General features: G+C 41.4%; 15 protein-coding genes. 4 read left to right on the plus strand and 11 right to left on the minus strand.

Annotation, left to right across the window (positions count from 1 at the left end; all coding sequences use genetic code 11):
• From V7K36_RS20595 to V7K36_RS20605, 3 genes are all read right to left on the minus strand, one after another.
• The coding region (locus V7K36_RS20595; RefSeq protein ID WP_335118778.1) for an nSTAND1 domain-containing NTPase at positions 1–3,739 on the minus strand (3,739 nt) is incomplete at its 3' end.
• 82 nt (positions 3,740–3,821) lie between these two features.
• Positions 3,822–4,010: a hypothetical protein gene (locus tag V7K36_RS20600; RefSeq protein ID WP_335118780.1), complete on the minus strand. Its 189-nt coding sequence runs from the start codon at positions 4,008–4,010 to the stop codon at positions 3,822–3,824.
• A gap of 87 nt (positions 4,011–4,097) precedes the next feature.
• Complete coding sequence (locus V7K36_RS20605; protein ID WP_335118782.1) at positions 4,098–5,447, minus strand: ATP-binding protein; 1,350 nt, start codon at positions 5,445–5,447, stop codon at positions 4,098–4,100.
• Positions 5,448–5,834: 387 nt separating this feature from the next.
• On the opposite strand from V7K36_RS20605, the gene mgtE reads away from it, so the two are divergent.
• Positions 5,835–7,187, plus strand: a complete 1,353-nt coding sequence (mgtE, locus tag V7K36_RS20610; protein WP_335118784.1) for a magnesium transporter — start codon at positions 5,835–5,837, stop codon at positions 7,185–7,187.
• Between the two features lie 110 nt (positions 7,188–7,297).
• On the opposite strand, the gene V7K36_RS20615 is transcribed toward mgtE, so the two are convergent.
• The gene (locus V7K36_RS20615; RefSeq protein WP_335118786.1) at positions 7,298–7,876 is read right to left on the minus strand and encodes a Uma2 family endonuclease; all 579 of its coding nucleotides are present in this window, start codon (positions 7,874–7,876) and stop codon (positions 7,298–7,300) included.
• A 225-nt stretch (positions 7,877–8,101) separates the two neighbouring features.
• Between V7K36_RS20615 and V7K36_RS20620 the strand changes: the two genes are divergently transcribed.
• Positions 8,102–9,184 (plus strand): aspartate carbamoyltransferase catalytic subunit, encoded by a 1,083-nt coding sequence (locus V7K36_RS20620; RefSeq protein WP_335118788.1) that lies wholly within the window; start codon positions 8,102–8,104, stop codon positions 9,182–9,184.
• Between the two features lie 180 nt (positions 9,185–9,364).
• Complete coding sequence (locus V7K36_RS20625) at positions 9,365–9,805, plus strand: pentapeptide repeat-containing protein (protein ID WP_335118790.1); 441 nt, start codon at positions 9,365–9,367, stop codon at positions 9,803–9,805.
• A 153-nt stretch (positions 9,806–9,958) separates the two neighbouring features.
• Here the strand turns inward: V7K36_RS20625 and V7K36_RS20630 are convergent, their stop codons facing one another.
• From V7K36_RS20630 to V7K36_RS20640, 3 genes are all read right to left on the minus strand, one after another.
• Entirely contained in the window at positions 9,959–11,299 is a 1,341-nt protein-coding gene (locus V7K36_RS20630; protein WP_335118792.1) for a TldD/PmbA family protein, read from the minus strand.
• A gap of 280 nt (positions 11,300–11,579) precedes the next feature.
• On the minus strand, positions 11,580–11,738 hold the full coding sequence (locus V7K36_RS20635; protein WP_335118794.1) for a four helix bundle protein: 159 nt from the start codon (positions 11,736–11,738) through the stop codon (positions 11,580–11,582).
• Between the two features lie 88 nt (positions 11,739–11,826).
• Positions 11,827–13,299, minus strand: coding sequence for a TldD/PmbA family protein (locus tag V7K36_RS20640; protein WP_335118797.1), 1,473 nt, complete (start codon positions 13,297–13,299; stop codon positions 11,827–11,829).
• A gap of 298 nt (positions 13,300–13,597) precedes the next feature.
• Here V7K36_RS20640 and V7K36_RS20645 point away from each other — a divergent pair, with 298 nt between their 5' ends.
• Positions 13,598–13,909: a ParA family protein gene (locus tag V7K36_RS20645; protein WP_335118799.1), complete on the plus strand. Its 312-nt coding sequence runs from the start codon at positions 13,598–13,600 to the stop codon at positions 13,907–13,909.
• 465 nt (positions 13,910–14,374) lie between these two features.
• On the opposite strand, the gene V7K36_RS20650 is transcribed toward V7K36_RS20645, so the two are convergent.
• The 4 genes from V7K36_RS20650 to V7K36_RS20665 form a co-directional block, all read right to left on the minus strand.
• Complete coding sequence (locus V7K36_RS20650) at positions 14,375–15,199, minus strand: glycosyltransferase family 2 protein (protein WP_335118801.1); 825 nt, start codon at positions 15,197–15,199, stop codon at positions 14,375–14,377.
• A gap of 45 nt (positions 15,200–15,244) precedes the next feature.
• Complete coding sequence (locus tag V7K36_RS20655) at positions 15,245–16,549, minus strand: NAD(P)/FAD-dependent oxidoreductase (RefSeq protein ID WP_335118803.1); 1,305 nt, start codon at positions 16,547–16,549, stop codon at positions 15,245–15,247.
• Positions 16,550–16,636: 87 nt separating this feature from the next.
• Positions 16,637–16,993 carry an EamA family transporter gene (locus V7K36_RS20660; protein ID WP_335118805.1) on the minus strand — a complete coding sequence of 119 codons (357 nt, stop codon included), beginning with the start codon at positions 16,991–16,993 and terminating at the stop codon, positions 16,637–16,639.
• Between the two features lie 36 nt (positions 16,994–17,029).
• Positions 17,030–17,404, minus strand: coding sequence for an EamA family transporter (locus V7K36_RS20665; RefSeq protein ID WP_335118807.1), 375 nt, complete (start codon positions 17,402–17,404; stop codon positions 17,030–17,032).
• Positions 17,405–17,607: the final 203 nt, after the last annotated feature.

Consider the following 17,607-nt stretch of genomic DNA (forward strand, 5'->3'; position numbering starts at 1 on the left):
GGCTGAACACCACGCTATTGACCCAACTGCTATGTCCACTCAGGGTTTGCAGAGGTTTGCCTGTGGCTGCATCCCAGAGTTTGATGGTCTTGTCACCACTAGCTGAAGCCAGCCTTTTCCCATCGGGGCTGAACACCACGCTATTGACCCAACTGCTATGTCCACTCAGGGTTTGCAGAGGTTTGCCTGTGGCTGCATCCCAGAGTTTGATGGTCTTGTCATAACTTGCTGAAGCCAGCCTTTTCCCATCGGGGCTGAACACCACGCTATTGACCGAACTGCGATGACCTTCTAATGTATTCAGTTCTTGGAATTTGTTCTCTGGTTGTAAGTACACAGCTTTCCGCAATGTTCCTACAACCCGCGTCTGGGTATCTACTGCTACCTCACCTGCGTTTTTCAGTTTTCCGCCTGCTTTTAAGCCTTCTGTCAATGCCTCCCAGATTTGCCCAGAGGCAGAAAAGGTGGCTGAAGAGTTAGCAAGGGCGTTGATTTCACTGATTGCAGCTTGTTTTGTTTCCTTTTCTGCCCTTTGTGCTGCATCCCAGGCTGTAACTGTTAGTCCAGCTAAGACTACTCCGGCTGCAACTGAACCAAAAAGGGCGCGTTTGAGAAAGCCATTGAGTTTTGCGTCACTCAGTTTTCTTTGTTCTCGTTCTTTTTCCAGTTCCGCCATTACCTGCTTTAACTTCGGTTCTTGTTGCTGGCGGATAAAGGCGGCGATGTAGTCGTGTACCAGTTGATAACGGTCAGCTGGGTTATCTGGTAGCAAAACCACCAAGCCCGATTGGACAAAAATTTCTACAATCAAATCTAATTTGCTGATATCAAAAGCTTTATCCTCCCTAATTTCTGATCCCCCCGCCTGGGTTGACCCCCTTAAAAAAGGGGTGAAGAGAATAAAGCCCTGCTTTTTAAGGGAGGTTGGGGGGATCTCCGAGAGATGAAAACTACTAACCGAGAAGTACTCCTGTAAATCGCGTTCCAACTCAGCACGAGTCTTTAACGGGCGAGTTCCTTTTTCATCCGTCAGCAAATACAGTAATATGTTTGCTGCTTGCTGATTTTCTTCACCACAATCATTAATAACTTCATCCAAATAACGCTTAACCAATTCGTCTTTAGTGCCAAGCTGCCGATATTCTGCCAGAGTTCTAATATTCTCCGTTTGCAGTTGTGCCCCCACAACCTGCAACTCAATGGGACGAACTTCGCCCAATTCCCCGGCTAAATCTTGCACCAGTTGTTCAACTAAAACATCCTCTAAGCGAAAACTAGTATTTGCAGTTAAACGCTGAATAATTGACTTCGCATCAGCAGGTGAGAAATTCCCCAACTTGTAAAGCACATTATTACTGAGAATGTCATTGCCAATAATCTTCAGACTGGGCAAATCATTGCACTCCAGCAAGTAATGGATGTAATCCACCCGCAGCGATAAGATAACTTTTACCGATAGAACATTCAGACACTCTCCCAGAAACTCAAAGAATTGCTTCCGTTGTGCAGGTTCGGTGTAAACAAAGAAAAATTCCTCAAATTGATCAAAAATTAACACCGTGCGGAGGTTGCGCTGTTCGTTTTCTTTAAGCCTGGATATTAAATATTGCGGTTCTCTAACCCCTCTGCTTACCAAGGAGAGGGGAGTGTTTGCGTCAGCAAATACGGGGTGAGGTTGCGACGGGATTGCACCGAAGTCAGAACCGCTATATTGCGGAGTTTCGAGTTCAGAGGCTCGACTTTGACCTTCTGAGGCTCGATGTTGACCTTCTGAGGCTGAACGTTGACCTTCTGAGGCTGAACGTTGACCTTCTGAGGCTCGATGTTGACCTTCTGAGGCTCGACTTTGACCTTCTGAGGCTGAACGTTGACCTTCTGAGGCTGAACGTTGACCTTCTGAGGCTCGACTTTGACCTTCTGAGGCTCGACTTTGACCTTCTGACCCTCCCTCATCCCCCTGATCCCTTTCATCTCCCCTATCTCTTCCCAAAAGCCTCCCCAACTCTTCCACCCAGTTGGTGTAAACGCGCATTACCACTGGTAAATAATCTTGAGTACCGATCGCTTTATTCTTTAAAGCTGGTACCAGTCCCGCATTCACCAGAGAACTTTTGCCTACACCCGATTGCCCATGAATTACTATCAACTTTTTATCAGGGCGACCCATGTATTTAATTAAACATTCTACATCCAATAGGCGACCAGATGCAGCAATTTCTGGGGCAATATTTCCTTGTGGAGAGTTTGAGCGCAATGTCTCTACAAATGCCTGTTTTGTAGCTTCTAACCTACCCGCACCAATAAAAGCCCGCAAGCCGAATTGCTGTTCAATAGAACGCCGTTGCTGTTTGATTTTGTATGCTTTGAGATATTCTTTCTGCTCAAAGTAAAGCTGCTGCAAAAACCTGAGAATATCCAAGTAAAGCCTGACATCTTCTAGGGGATTCCCCTCATCCCTAGCAGTTTCTAAGCTGAGAGTCGCCTCTTGAGTTTGACCTAAATGGTATTGAGAACGACCTAAGATAAATTGATATAAGCTCAAATCTTTTGATTTGAAAACCCTTTCAGGAATATCAGATAAAACCCCTGATATATTCGCTGATTCTAGATTGGGAATCAGGGCAAAAACTTCTAAGGCTTGCTGAACTAACTGATTTGCTTTCACCCAGTTATTTTGAGCCAAAGCCACCTCAGCTAAAAAACCGTAGTCCTTGGCTAATTCCCTAAGCTGGTTGTTAGTTTGATGTATTACTAAAGCTTGTTCTGAAAGACTCTGCAACGTTTTCCACTTTTGCAAGTCTCGCAAGATATCACCAAATTTCACTACTGCATTAGCAATTAAATCTTGACTTCTGAACTGATAAATAAAATTTATATACTCTTGAATATAATGCCAAGTTGCTTGCCAATCTGGATGATTAATATCTTGATGTTTAAAAGCTTTGAGATAACAACAAAAGCCAATCTCACCGAGGACTTTTACCTGTCGTTCTAAATTATTACTTTGCTGCCAAAGCTCTAAAGCTTTGTGATAATGCTGTAGCGCCGAATTTTTGTGATTATTTATCTGTTTGATAAAACCTAATAAAGATTCTAAATTAGCTTGAGTTTCTAAATTATAAACATCTGGCTGATTGAGTAAATATCTTCGCGCCGCTTCTAACTCATTTCCCAGTTTGATATATACATCGACGCTAAATTTTAAGTTATTAGTAAACCATTGATTAGCCGTTTCGCTGATAAAATCTACCAATTCCTGTGTTGATATGGCAAAATTTCTCGTAGTTGCCCAACTTTCCAAATCTGGTGCAAGCTGTATTAGCTGCTTGTAGATTTCATCGTCAATCCACAACACTAAGGGAAAAGCAAAATTCTTGCGAAACTCTTCCCGCACCTGATTAGCAGAAGTTAACATCACAGACAAATTCTGCACTGATTCCAAACCGACAACCATTACACAGGCTGGTATTTCTTCGCCGAATTCTGACTGAATCGCAGTATAAAGAGTCCTGTGAGATTGCTGCACCGCCAAGACACGAATTTCGACTTGACAAATTTCCCGCAATTTGGTGATTAAGCGATCGCGGAGGCTAGCATAATTACACCGTGCCAAAATCAGCTTAAACTGTCCCACAGAGGACTCAATCGCCCAAGCTAATTGTTGCAAAGAGTGTAGGCGAAGCCCGTCGTAGACATCGCTGTTTACATGGTCATCTTCTGGTAATTGCGAGTCTGTCATACCAATTTTGGATTTTGGATTTTGGATTAAAAGAACCTGGGCGAATAGAATTCGCCCATTTCGCGTTAAGTAGACTACAAAATTAAACTTCCTGGCGTTTTAACTCCTGTATCAATATTTGAGTGCGTTTGCTAGCTTCTCTTGCTTGTTGTCTAAAATACTTGGCTTGCTGACGGTCACTTAAGCACACTTCAGATGCTTTTTTACTAAATTCAACAGCTTGTTTACTGACTTCTTTAATACGAGTCTTTAACTCTTGGATTGTTTTCATATCTCATCCTGTTCGGAAATTACAATCTCTAAATTTTCAATTTCTTCATAAAGCAAGAGACGCGATGAATCGCCGTCTCTACAATAATCACTGCAACTCACTCGCCTCAGCCAAAACGGGATTAACATCAAACCAAGACTCGCCACCATCCCGATATTCAAATACAAACCGACTGCGGATCAGTTTTTGATATCCGTGGTCATCACTCACCTTTTTCCTTTCCTTGACATGACGTAACAATTGCCACTCTTTATCAGAAATCGGTAATATTATTTCATTCCGTCGAGAACGAATAACTTGCTCTAAGGTTTCACGGGTTAGGGGAAGACTCATTTCTTCCATAATCCAGGTATTTAGCAGCCTCAGCACGTCCCGCACATGACCACCGCTCATTTTACATAACCGCTCTAGGCTAGCAGCACTATCAAAAATCTCGGTAATTTTACTTAAACGTTCCTCTGGTGTCAAGTCAGGAAAAGCTCTCGCTAATACCATCTGCTGCATGAGTGCCATTCCCTCTAGATGAACACTGCCATCAGTCCTTTGTACAGGTACCATTGGCAACACCTTGGGATCTTCTGGGAAACGCTGAGTCAGCATTCCGTAATCATTGGAAAACTTCAAAGCCAAGGGCATGGTGTAGAGTAGATGACAATTAAGCTTCGTCAAAAACTCACCCTGATCGACAAATAAATATTCTTGCTGCGGACGACCCCAAGATTTGACACGATTATCTATGCGGTCAAGATTATCGACAATTACCACCAGACCATTTTTACCCTGCTGTTTGAGTTTAGCGATCGCAGGTTCTAATAATTCTTGATTAATCGCTTCCAGCAGCTTAGTTTTTTGCGGTGCCAAATACTGATTGAGTTTTTCTCGCAGGGTTGAGTCATTTTTTATCTTTGTAGTGATTTCACCAATGCCCACAGACAGAGACAACTTTTCTTTTTCTGAACTGACACCAAAATCGCCGACATTTGGAACCTTAACTTTTACTCCCGTTACCTCGGAGTTTAAGACCTTCCAAGCACCTTGGAGCAACTCATTAAACTTGTTGGGTGCCTCCAGGGTAATTTTATCCAGACTTTGACTCACACGACGAGCGATCGCCAGCAGCACATCAGCAATATCGACATCAGTCATTTCCAGGTCTTCACTGGACTCAAAATAGACGACATGGAAGCCTAACTTTTCCAGTTCTGCCTGTAACCGTAGTAATTCTGTCGATTTTCCACAACCAATATGCCCAGTAAATAAAGTGCAAGTGGGTTCATTGGGCTTAAAAAAAGTAATCTTCTGCTTCAGCTTGCCAAGAATATCACCACCTCGTACCGAGGAAAAATCTATGTAATACTTGCCATCAGAGCTATTATTGACAAACAGAGTTCTGCTCGGATCGCTAGCCTGATAAAATTCCCGTAAATCTATGGGCATAACCTGGTAGTGCAATTATCTCGTATTGTCTTAACATATCCTTGTTTAAAAGGATAAAGTTATTTACATCTTCGTATCTCAATATTTCGGAGAATTTTCGCTTTTGCTGCCTCAAAGGTGAGTAAACGGTATTTTTAGGTAAATTCAATTATTAAACGAGGTAATGAAAAGTTTGGTTTACCACCATGTCCAAGCGACTAAAACTCTTAGTATCTATTAGGAGAGGGCTATTCCAGGTTAGGATGATGACTAGCGATGCCTTGAATTAGATATCGATATTGAATTGTTGAAATTTTATGGACCATAGTCCACAAGATGGCAGTATCAACCTCCTCTGAGCTGGCGAGGAAGCCTCCCAGCGCGGGGGAGACTTAGGAGATATATATCATGCTCACACAGGATATTCGGGATTTACTGACTGATACTACCGATTTAAACCAGTTGAAATGGGATTTAAATCGCTTACAACCTGTGGATGTGGGAGAATACATTACACAATTACCTGAAAAACAACGCGCGATCGCATTCCGTTTACTCAACAAAGCTCAGGCAATTGATGTATTTGAATATCTGCCCACAGAGGTGCAGGAAGAACTAATTAATTCTCTGCATGATGTGCAAGTAGTGCAACTTGTAGAAGCGATGAGTCCCGACGAACGGGCAGAATTGTTTGATGAACTACCTGCTGGGGTAATCAAACGGCTATTGCAAGAACTGAGTCCAGAACAAAGGCAAGCAACAGCAACGATTCTCGGCTATCCAGAAGGTACTGCTGGGCGGGTGATGACAACTGAATATGTCAGGTTGCGAGAAGGATTGACTGTAGGCGAAGCCCTAAGCAAAATCCGCCGTCAGGACCAAGACAAGGAAACAATTTACTACGCTTACGTCACAGATGACAACCGGACGCTGGTGAGAGTAGTTTCACTGCGCCAGTTATTGTTTACCTTTCCCGATGTTTCCATCGGCGATATTGCTAGCGATCGCGTCATTAAGGTGACAACTGAAACTCCTCAAGAAGAAGTGGCGCGAATCATGCAGCGCTATGACTTAATCGCTATCCCCGTGGTTGACCGAGAAGACCGATTGGTAGGCATTGTCACCATTGATGATGTCATGGATATTTTGGAAGAGGAAGCCACAGAAGATATTCAAAAACTGGCGGGTGTGAGTGGTGATGAAACAGCTTTGTCCTCTCCTCTACTCACCATCCGCAACCGCTTGCCTTGGCTATTGGGCATCATGGCACTGTATATTGGTGCAGCCAGTGCGATCGCGCCTTTTCAATCTGTAATTGCCGCAGTGCCAGTTTTAGCAGTTATCATGCCAATATTTTCTAACACTGGTGGTACTGTTGGTATTCAATCATTAACGGTAACAATCCGCAGCTTAGGGGTGGGCGAGGTAACACCGAAAGATACCTTGAAAATTCTCCGTAAAGAACTTTTAGCTGGTTTAGCCACAGCCGTAGTTTTAGCCACAACGATGATTATGCTTTCCTTAATTTGGGCGCGACCTCAAGAGCGATGGGTGGCTTTAATTGCCGGAATCGTAATGGCAACTAATACAATTATGGCTGTTACACTCGGCACTTTACTGCCAATGGGTTTGAAACGACTGAAGCTTGACCCGGCCTTGGTTAGTGGGCCGTTGGTGACTACAATGCTAGATACAATTGGTTTTTTAACGTTCCTTACCCTGATTTCTTGTGCTTTAAATGTTTTTCATTTACCAAGTTAATAAGCTGAAAAACGTCTAATTGAAAAAAAGAGCATAATTTTTTATTTGTTAAAACCCTTGCCCCGTAAGGGTTTTATTATAATCAATCGTCAATGACCATAACGATTCATCTACGCAAAAATCGGCTGTAAATTTAAAATAAAACCAGGGAGAACATCTTCACCAGATAAACTTGTAGGAGATTGTAAAACTTCTGGTGCAAGATTTGGACGATAAATTATTACTTGTTTCTCTTTGGGATTAATTAACCAACCAAGTAATAATCCCGAAGCTAAGTATTCCAGCATCTTGGCTTGAGTGTCTTCCACATCATCAGTTTCGGAAACCAATTCTACTGCAAAGTCAGGACACAAGGGGAGATATTTTTTTCTTTGTTGTGGTGTGAGAGCATCCCACCGTTCCATCTTCAGCCAAGAAGCATCAGGAGAACGAGTTGCACCATTGGGAAGTTTAAAACCAGTGGAAGAATCAAAGGCTTTTCCTAAATTTTTTTGACTGTTCCAAAACCATAGTTGACCTAACAAATCAAAATTACGGTTTCCCGTTTCTCCTCCAGTGGGTGACATGATTACCAATTCTCCTTCAGCAGTTAATTCCAAACGCAACTCTTTATTCACAGCAACAATCTGCTCAAATTCCTCATCCGTAAATTTGAGATTAGGAGGTAATTGTAAAGTTAAAGCAGTCATAATTAATTCCGCTCCACGAAATTCTAGTTGCGTTACACCCATGCGCTGCCAATAGGGAAGACTAAACCTCTACCTCTACTTTAGACAGGTAGCTAATTTGATAGAACACAGATGATATCATTTCCTCTGCATATGTAAATTAAAAAGCTGTAGAGACGCGATGTCTGACGACAAGCCGCTTTGCGTCTACGCTCGGATCTCTATACAGGAAACTGATTACTATTTATGCCTACTAACACCTGGAATCGTCATCACATTCTTTCCCTAGCGGACTTCACTACCACTGAATATGATACAGTTTTGCAAACTGCTGCCAGTTTTGAAGAGGTGCTATCACGGCGGACGAAGAAAGTACCAACCTTACAGGGACAGGTGGTGGCGAATTTATTTTTTGAACCCTCTACCCGAACTCGTAGCAGTTTTGAAATCGCTGCCAAACGCTTAAGTGCAGATACGCTGAACTTCGCCGCAGCCACTTCTTCTATGACTAAGGGAGAGACAATTCTGGACACGGCGAAAACCTATTTGGCCATGGGAACTGATATTATGGTAGTCCGCCATCGAGAGGCAGGAGTACCGAATGCGATCGCGGCTGAAATGGATCGTCTCGGTGTAAAAGTTAGTGTCCTCAATGCTGGTGATGGTCAACATGAGCATCCTTCCCAAGCATTGCTAGATTTATTTACCATTTGTACTCTAATTGACCCAGATCACCCCCGACTGGATCTTTTAAAGGGTAAAAAGATTGCCATTGTTGGGGATATTCTCCATTCTCGTGTGGCGCGATCGAATATCTGGAGTTTAATTGCCAGTGGTGCCGAAGTGCATCTAGCAGCACCACCCACCCTCTTACCCAAGTTATTTGCCGAGTATATCTCGGAGGAAGTAGGGGGCAAAGAGCAGGGAGCAGGAGGAGACAAATTAATTCTCTCATCTCCCTCATCCCCCATTACCCCTTATCCCCAGAGGGGACCCCACCTTCCCCAACTATTTCTACATTGGCAACTAGAACCAGCTTTACAAGATGCCGATTTTGTCATGACTTTGCGCCTACAAAAGGAACGCATGACGGCTCATTTACTGCCAAGTTTGCGAGAATATCATCAGTTATTTGGCATTACACGCACAAAGCTGCAACTTTGTAAACCTAACGTCAAAGTTTTGCATCCAGGCCCAGTTAACCGTGGTGTTGAAATTAGTTCTGAATTGATGGATGACCCGGAATTCAGTCTCATTCAATCACAAGTTACCAGTGGTGTAGCCGTTCGTATGGCGCTGCTGTACCTATTAGGTAGCGGCAAGGCTTAATATAATCTCTTTTAATATTAGTCCCATCGGACTACCTTACGGAAGAATACCTAATCTCATAGAAATTATATATTCCTCCGATCGCATGAGGACAGAATTCTGTAATCTTGGCACACTGGTATCGTAGAAGTTAAGAATTTCATGACTTCTAGATGACTTCTAGAAGTGTCGGAGGTAAATATGAAACGAATTTTTTTGACGGCAGCAGCCATACTCAGCACGCTATGTTTAGCTGCTCCCATCCCCGTCAAAGCAGAAAACTCCGCCCCTGTCCGGCGCTTGCTCGAAACTAGAGAATGTTCCGGATGTAATTTAACAGGAGCAAACCTCAAAGGCGCTCATCTCATAGGTGTTGACCTGAGAAACGCAAATTTAAAAGGAGCTAATCTCGAAGGTGCTAACTTAGAAGGTGCCGATTTAACTGGTGCTAATTTGAAGTCTGCTAATCTCACAAAAGCATTCGTCAGCGATACTATCTTAAATAATGCCAATCTTACCAACGTTAATTTGAGTAATTCCCGTTTATATAATACTGACGTAGATGGCGCAGTTTTGGCTAATATTGATTTAAGCGGTGCTCATGTATTTAATACTGCCATTAGCATCGGTGGTGAATACTAATGATGAGTTAAGAGTTATAGCGTTTCCTAATCATATAAGGTACATCATAGCCCCCTCTCGAAGAGCGGGGAGGGGGTTGGGGGTGGCGTTCTTGTACCTGACTCAACTGAGAACCGCTATATATTCAACTCCTAACTCTGCACTTGCTAAGTTTTATTCACCAGTAATCGACAGTTCATTAACCCAGATTTTCGGGCATACTCCCCCTGGCGTTAACTCCGCTTCTTTCTCTACATAAATAATTGACTTTAAGAGTTCCAAGAAATCACCAGCAACTGTTGCTGACTCAATACTTGTCCTGACACCCTTATTAACTAGCCAACCATCAAACGGCAAAGAAAACGAACCTTGCAAGGATTTAACTCCAGCATGGAGAGCCTGTAAATCATCGATAAAAATCACATTTTCAGCAGTTTCTAAGCTAAACTCTTGCTCAGGAGTTGCTGTTGTAAAAACGTGATAAAAATTGGGACTGACGCTGACTTTTGCACCAATACTGGCATTACCTGTTGGCTGGCCATTTAACCTTTTAGCAGTGCCTGCACTATGAAGAAAGCTTGTTAAAACACCATTTTCAATCAGCGAAATCTGACGAGTCGGAGTTCCTTCACCATCAAAAGTTTCTGCACCAACGTTAGCTGGGTGCAGTGCATCATCAAAAACTGAAAGCAGAGGAGAAGCAATTTCCTTACCTAAATCATCAGGAGTAGATAGGCTTTGATTGTCCAAAATACTTTGGGCGTTGAACAAGTTAGAAAAAGCACCCAACAGACTTAAGAAAGCTTCCGCAGAGAAAACAACTCGATATTTACCAGTTTTGATTTTTTCATAATTCAAGTGACTGATAGTTTTATCGGCGGTTTCTTTGATGCAACCATTGATGTCTAGATTATCTAAACTTTGGTTGATTCTAAAAGCGCCTGCACTACGCGGTTTTTTCCCTTCTTCCTCAGTTTTGGTGTAAAGATAAACTGATGCTAATGAGTGAGATTCAGTTCTCACTGCACCGTCGCTATTGAGATAAAACCTGTCAATATCTCTTTGCGATAAACCATTATAAGGCACACCTTTAATTGCTGGATGAGCTGCGAGTAATTCTTTTTCAGCTACCAATAATCTTTCTATGAGTTCAGCAACAGGTGCTTGGGGTGTCTTATCTTGAGGTTTATTTGGAATAGGAACAGTAGCTTCGGGACTAAAATCAGGAACATTTTCCTTAACACCAAAGAAACTGGCTTCGTAGGCAGTTTTCAAAGCTAATTCCAATCCCTTGGAATCTACATCTGTGGTGCTGGTGACACCCATTGTATTATCTTCATTCCAGACACGAACAGTAACACCAGAGCGATTTGAGGCTTTGACTTGTTTTTGCTCACCTTGGTCTACTTGCACGCTAGTATCATCTACTGTTGAGCCATAAATGTCGAATTTCTTAATACCAAGCTTATCAGCATTGTCCTTGGCAGAATTTGCAATCTCATTGATATTCGGCATAGTCAATTTTAGATTTTGGATTTTAGATTTTGGATTGGAAGCGATTCCATTTTGGATATTAGATTTTGGATTTTGGATGTTATGACTTATATTTTTCTCGTGGTGTTTTTATTGATGCAACAGTCATAGCTAGAATTTCGGTAGCTTCTTACATTAGGCTTTTTAGTTTTTCTGCTGTCATTAATCATGATTCAATCAGAAGCTCAAACCAGTAAAGCGTTTCATCAGTTTCTTCTTCCACGATACCGAGTTTGGCAATTAAATCAGCTGTTGATTTAGCTCAACAGGCTGCTCGATAATTAGCACCAACTGAAGTTGCTGAACGTAACAACTGTTTGCCAATGACATCAGCAATTCTAGTTTGTGGCAGTTGCTCAACTAGACGAATAACTCGTAATGCCAGCTGCTTTGTTCTAGCCTTAAACTCTTGCTCATTCACAATCCCTTCGGGTTCGGCAGTCGCTCATGGGGGAAACCCCTAAGACCGCGCTGCTTCACCAAAATCCAAAATCTAAAATCTAAAATTCTTATCGTCCACCTACGGTAATGGAATCGACCTTGATGTGGGGTTGTCCGACTGTGGTGTAAATACTCCCACTCACAGAGCCACAAAAACCTGGTGCAAGTTCCAAATCTTGGGAACACATGGAAATTTTATTCATAATTTCCTTGGCTTCACCGATGAGAATTGCTCCCTTTAAAGGTTTGGTGATTTTGCCATTTTCAACCAAGTAAGCTTCATCAACACTAAAGTTAAATTGACCTGTAGCACCAACACTACCACCACCCATCTTTTTACAGTAAATACCTTTATCAACAGAGGCAAATAATTCTTCAGTGGTGTATTCGCCAGAATCGATATAAGTATTACGCATCCGGCTAGCAGCAGCAAAGGTATAATTTTGGCGACGTCCACTTCCAGTTCTGGGGTGTCCGGTGCGTGCAGAACCTGTTCTATCTGCTAAGAAGTTTTTGAGAACGCCTTTTTCAATTAATAGGGTTCTTTGAGCCGGCATACCTTCGTCATCCATGTCAATTGTCCCGAAGGCATTTTCTGAGCGCCCTTCATCCCAGGCTGTCAGACTTTCGTGGGCAATTTTTTCGCCTTTTTTGTCAGCAAAGGGAGTGGTATTGCGTTCAATTTGAGTGGTTTCTAGCAAGTGTCCGCAAGCTTCGTGGAAAATTACGCCGCCAAAGTGATTGGCCATAATGATGGGATAAGTACCCGATTCCACGTAATCTGCATAGAGCATTTTTCCAGCAGATTCTGCTATTTTCTCAGCAGCTTGTTGAGAATCCCAAGTTCTCAAGAAGTTGGCATCGCTGGTATTACCAGCGCGATCGCCTATTGAGGTACGATTAGCACCATCGGCACACAACAGGTTAAATCCTACTGATTGGGTGAGGCGAATATCACGGGCAAAAGTGCCGTCACTGGCGGCGATTAAAACTTCTTGCCAATCCCGGAAATAGGTAGCACGGCGCGATTGGACGTGGCTAGCTTTTTGCTTCAGGTGGGCAGTACCATCAAGGAGGACTTCTCCCATTTCGCGGATGGAGCTACACACTGGTAGCCATGCATCTTTACCTCTTTTGGTGGCGTAATCTCTCAATAATTCCAGGTTGATTTCTGGGATGAAAGCTTTAGGAGCAGGTAATTGCAATCCCAGGATAGAAAGACCTTTTTCTAAGGCTGATTTCAAACCGGAAAACGAAAGGTCATTGGTACTGACATAACAGTCAGCTTTGCCGCGAAATACTCTGACTCCCGCACCTGTAGACAGACTGGGTGAAATACTGGTGATGGAGTCGTCTTCTGCAAGACAACTAATATAGTTGCGACGCTCTAAGAATAATTCTATGAAGTCAGCGCCAGCGGCGCGTCCTAGTCCCAAGAGGGTAGCCAGGGGGGCTTCCCAGGTTTCATCGAAACGCTCTGGTGTGGAGGAATATTGTAAGGTGGGAAGTTGATTCGAGAGAAGTAGCGTACTTGTAAGCATGGGTAGCCTCGTCTGCTGGCGTAATTCAGAGATTTGACTGAAAAATCGTAGTGTGTTCAGTCTAACAAATGAGCGAAAGCCAGAGTCGGCAATTAAGTAGTAGGGGTTTCCTCACCTGGGAGACTCACTCCCCCCTTAAAGGTCAGTGAAATATTGTAAGTAACGCCCTTTCGAGAGCGATCGCTATCATGTAGAGTCGAGATAGAATACAGTTTCATTTTGCGACAATAGGGGTAAAAGTTCTACAGCATTGCTAATATCCGCAGGCACTGTTTTACCTATAAAAGGAACATAACAAATGAGTTCGTATGCTTTTTGGAACAACAAAGGTGGTGTGGGAAAGAGCTTTCTTTGCTTTATGGCTGCTGCTGAATATGCTCACCGTTATCCCGATACAGATGTTTATGTAATTGACCTATGTCCCCAAGCCAATGTCTCAGAAACCATACTAGGGGGATATCTCAATAGTCCTAAGGCACTACATTCTTTGAGCAGTAAAACACCGCGTGCCACGGTACTCGGCTATTTAGAAGCACGTCTTAACTCCCCCTTCCGAATGATTACGGATGTATCTCCTTATGTGTGTGAGCCAAGAGAATTTAACCCATAAATACCAGAGAATCTGAGGCTCGTGTGTGGGGATAATCTTCTCGAAATAATTTCTGAAGCAATTTGCTAAAGCTATTAAGGATGTTGATGCCTTGTTACAATATCTTGTCGCTGTTACTGACCTTGGCATGAAGCAAAATATTCAAATTATCTATGGCATAGTTGCACCCTGGTAATAAATCAAGAGAATGTTTAGAGAATCAGTTGCAATACTGGGTGTAGTGTTTTAGACGCAGAGAATCAGCAAGCCAGAAAGTTAAAACCTTCATACATAATTGGAAGGCAGTCTTAGACTGTCTTCCAATTTATTAAAGTATAGGAAGCAATATCTACATATATTGGCAAAAGCAACAATTTCATCAAACTTATTTTTGATTTCTGCCTTGCTCATAGCTAGAATGACATCATTGGGATAAACATTTTTCCATCCACTTAATTTTGTGCAAAACCCTATTTATTCTAAGGTTTATTTACGATTTGCCATTTTCAGTGGAACTCTTGTTGTTTCTTGCTCATTAAAAGTCTGAGCTAAATTGGAAGTTTGCCCTGTAGATGATAGATTCTTCAACAGGAGCTTTAGTATTCGAGTAATAGTTTTAATAACTTTCATTTTGCTGGCAGTCGGCTTTTGATCGTATCTCAAAACCATTGGAACTTCTATGATTTTTGGTTTGAGTACTTTGGCTTTCAGCAGTAAATCTATCATACAAGCAAATCCACTTTCAGTAAATAAACTGTCACCATAATACATATCTAGTGTAGTGACGAAAGTACGGTTATACAGCCTGTAACCACAAGTGTAGTCTCTTACACCTGGTACACAGGCTGCAATTCTAAAAAGCCAGCTGGCTCCATAACTCATCAGCTCCCTAAATGTTGATAAGCCTATGACTTTAGAGCCTTTTCGATATCTAGATGCGATCGCAATATCATAGCTACCAGCTATCATGGTGTCATACATCTTGATTAATAGTTCTGGTGGTTGAGTGTTGTCGCAATCCATCGCGGCTAAAAAATCGCCTTCTTGAGAAATTTCTAAGAAGGTTGCGAAACCTGTTTTGATTGCTTGACCTAAACCAGCATTTTTGGGATGTTGTACTAATTTCAGTAATATCCCCAGTGATTGAGATTCTTCTAAAGCAGTTTTAGCAGTTGTATCACTACTGCCATCATCAACAAGAATCAGTTCTATCTCCATATTAAAGATTTGCTGCAATGTCTGAAACCTTTTGAACAAGGGACGAATTGATTCTTGCTCGTTGTATGCGGGTAAAAGAACAAAAATACTCATAAAGACCTCGTATTATTTTTAAAATAAAATACCATTACTTGAATTTCAATAATTCAGTAATGTTGATTTTTTGAGAAATTCATCGACTTGTCGTACAACTGCGTTGTTGTTAACGCTATCGTTGACCAACTGTGAGGTATTGACGACGAAAAAATCATCGTTTTCAGTACTCACTTTCGGAACAAGACTTGAATAATCTAAAACTTGTAGTGGCTGTACTTTAATCGCTCGATTAATGTGTGCTGCCACAATATCATCTGCTTTGAGTTCTGGGAACATCAAACGTATACCCTGGAAAAATACTTGGCGCAATTCATCATCTGGCTGTTTTAATAACGGGTTAGTGGAAAGTATATATTTTGGTAAGAATGTCATGTGATATCCTGCCGTTTCCTGTAAAGAAACTAAGTTACTCATACCGATAACTCCGGTAAAGGGAATATTTCTATCGGCAATATTTACTACGTAATAAGGAACTAGAGCCTTACGAGTAATAAGTACCATGCAGATTACACCCAGGTATTCTACTGTTTCACCTGTGTCTGAAACTTTCACCAGTTCATTGGCAGCAACCTGTTGCAAAATATTAACTGACCCAGTAAAAATGACTTTATCAAAATGTTCCTTTTTACCCTGAGATTCTACCCAGATTCCACCCCCTGGATGAGGAGCGATATATTCCACCGCAACACCTGTGTGGATATGACCGCCAGCCGCGTAAATTAATTTTTCTATCTGGTCAAAAACAGTTTTGTAACTACCTGAGACATAACCAAGTTGTTCTTTATTTAATGAAGAATCTCGCGCTGAAAATAGTCGTTTAATATAAGCCCAGATAAAAACGGCTGATATTCGCTTATAATTCTCTCCTAATTTGGATAGAAGCAAGGGTTTCCAGAGCTTTTCGTATGTGTTTTTACCACCGAGTTTCAATAGCCAATCTTCAACTAAAATCTTCTCTAAGCGGGGCCAGTTATTAAGGCGTGAACCATACAGAAGAGTAAAAGCTAATCTGATTTTACCTATAAGTCCAAACAGAGGAAATCGCAGAAATTCGATAGTATTACTAATAGAATAAAATTTTTGATTGTCGTAAAAACCTGTTAAACTTCGATGCCAACGCAGTTTCTCTCCAAGACCAATATCTCTGAGAAAATTGATTAAGTGAGTATCAGAAGGTAGGATAACGTGATAAAAGCGATCCCAGGTAAATAATCCGTAATCATGATAGGTAGTAAGTCCACCAAGCTGCTTGTTGCTATCGAATACAGTTACTATATGTCCTTGATGTGAAAGACGTTGGGCTAATACTAGCCCAGTTATACCCCCGCCAATAATGCCTATATTCATAAATTTATATTTTTGTAAGGATACTTTTGAGATTTATATTTCAGAGGCATTTAATATTAATAACCTCAAGAATTGCAGTTTTAGCTCTTAATGTACAACCAGAATTACGCCAGTTATAATAATGGAAATTCCTAACCACTGCCTAAACATAACCTCCTCTTTTAAAAGATAGTGAGAAGTAATTGGTATAAGTGCATACATTAGTCCGAGAACTGGAAATGCTTGACTTAGAGGAATTGTCCGCAATACATAAAGCCACAATATAGTCATAAATGTATAACAGATAAACCAAATCAAAAAATAACGAGAGAATAATAGATTTTTGATAGATGTGCTTTCTCCCTTAGTAGGACTATAAATGTAAAGTCCATACTTGAGTGATACGTTAGCTGTTGTTCCAAATAAAACTACAAGCATTAAAATTAGCCAAGTAATGATGTTCATTTGTCAATACTTTTTGTGGAATTTACTATAATAAATTTATATAGACTTTTTAATGGGAATAGCCACTAAAATAACACCCAGAAAAATAGTGATGACTCCTGCTATTCGAGTTACTGTAATCACCTCATTAAAAAAGTAGTATGAACCGAAAAGTATGCCGACATAATTTAAACTAGTGAGTGGATAAGCAATACTCAATTTTACAGAACGCAGAGCAAATATCCAATTTACTACTCCCAAGCAATAAACACTAACAGCTAATGTTAATTTTTGAATAAATACCCAAGTAAATAATTCCTCATTTGTATTAATCATAGTATGCTTCATCAGCAATTGCCCAGAAATACTAAATAAAATACTGACAAACAGGATGATATAAGGAAGTATTTTAAAGTCGGAAATTTGCGACATAGATTTTCTAATATATTTACCTCAATCGAGATAGTAGGTATGAACCGAACAGTAAACAGTTCGTTGTTTTGAACGTTTCCGATCTCGGTAACACCTTCTGTACAATTCGACTTCCACTTCAGTAAATAGACAACAAAATTAGGGAGGCTATGTTGAAGGGACTGATATCAAAATGACTGGTGAAGCTCATGTCCTAGAGTTAG

Origin of the sequence: Nostoc sp., from assembly GCF_036919555.1 — a bacterium.
GTDB lineage: Bacteria > Cyanobacteriota > Cyanobacteriia > Cyanobacteriales > Nostocaceae > Nostoc.

What these genes read in the sequence shown, in the direction of transcription:
- V7K36_RS20650 (WP_335118801.1), bottom strand. Translation starts at nt 15,199, where the DNA reads ATGAGTATTTTTGTTCTTTTACCCGCATACAACGAGCAAGAATCAATT.
- V7K36_RS20655 (WP_335118803.1), bottom strand. Translation starts at nt 16,549, where the DNA reads ATGAATATAGGCATTATTGGCGGGGGTATAACTGGGCTAGTATTAGCC.
- V7K36_RS20665 (WP_335118807.1), bottom strand. Translation starts at nt 17,404, where the DNA reads ATGTCGCAAATTTCCGACTTTAAAATACTTCCTTATATCATCCTGTTT.
- V7K36_RS20640 (WP_335118797.1), bottom strand. Translation starts at nt 13,299, where the DNA reads ATGCTTACAAGTACGCTACTTCTCTCGAATCAACTTCCCACCTTACAA.
- V7K36_RS20660 (WP_335118805.1), bottom strand. Translation starts at nt 16,993, where the DNA reads ATGAACATCATTACTTGGCTAATTTTAATGCTTGTAGTTTTATTTGGA.
- mgtE (WP_335118784.1), top strand. Translation starts at nt 5,835, where the DNA reads ATGCTCACACAGGATATTCGGGATTTACTGACTGATACTACCGATTTA.
- V7K36_RS20625 (WP_335118790.1), top strand. Translation starts at nt 9,365, where the DNA reads ATGAAACGAATTTTTTTGACGGCAGCAGCCATACTCAGCACGCTATGT.
- V7K36_RS20615 (WP_335118786.1), bottom strand. Translation starts at nt 7,876, where the DNA reads ATGACTGCTTTAACTTTACAATTACCTCCTAATCTCAAATTTACGGAT.
- V7K36_RS20645 (WP_335118799.1), top strand. Translation starts at nt 13,598, where the DNA reads ATGAGTTCGTATGCTTTTTGGAACAACAAAGGTGGTGTGGGAAAGAGC.
- V7K36_RS20620 (WP_335118788.1), top strand. Translation starts at nt 8,102, where the DNA reads ATGCCTACTAACACCTGGAATCGTCATCACATTCTTTCCCTAGCGGAC.
- V7K36_RS20605 (WP_335118782.1), bottom strand. Translation starts at nt 5,447, where the DNA reads ATGCCCATAGATTTACGGGAATTTTATCAGGCTAGCGATCCGAGCAGA.
- V7K36_RS20630 (WP_335118792.1), bottom strand. Translation starts at nt 11,299, where the DNA reads ATGCCGAATATCAATGAGATTGCAAATTCTGCCAAGGACAATGCTGAT.
- V7K36_RS20600 (WP_335118780.1), bottom strand. Translation starts at nt 4,010, where the DNA reads ATGAAAACAATCCAAGAGTTAAAGACTCGTATTAAAGAAGTCAGTAAA.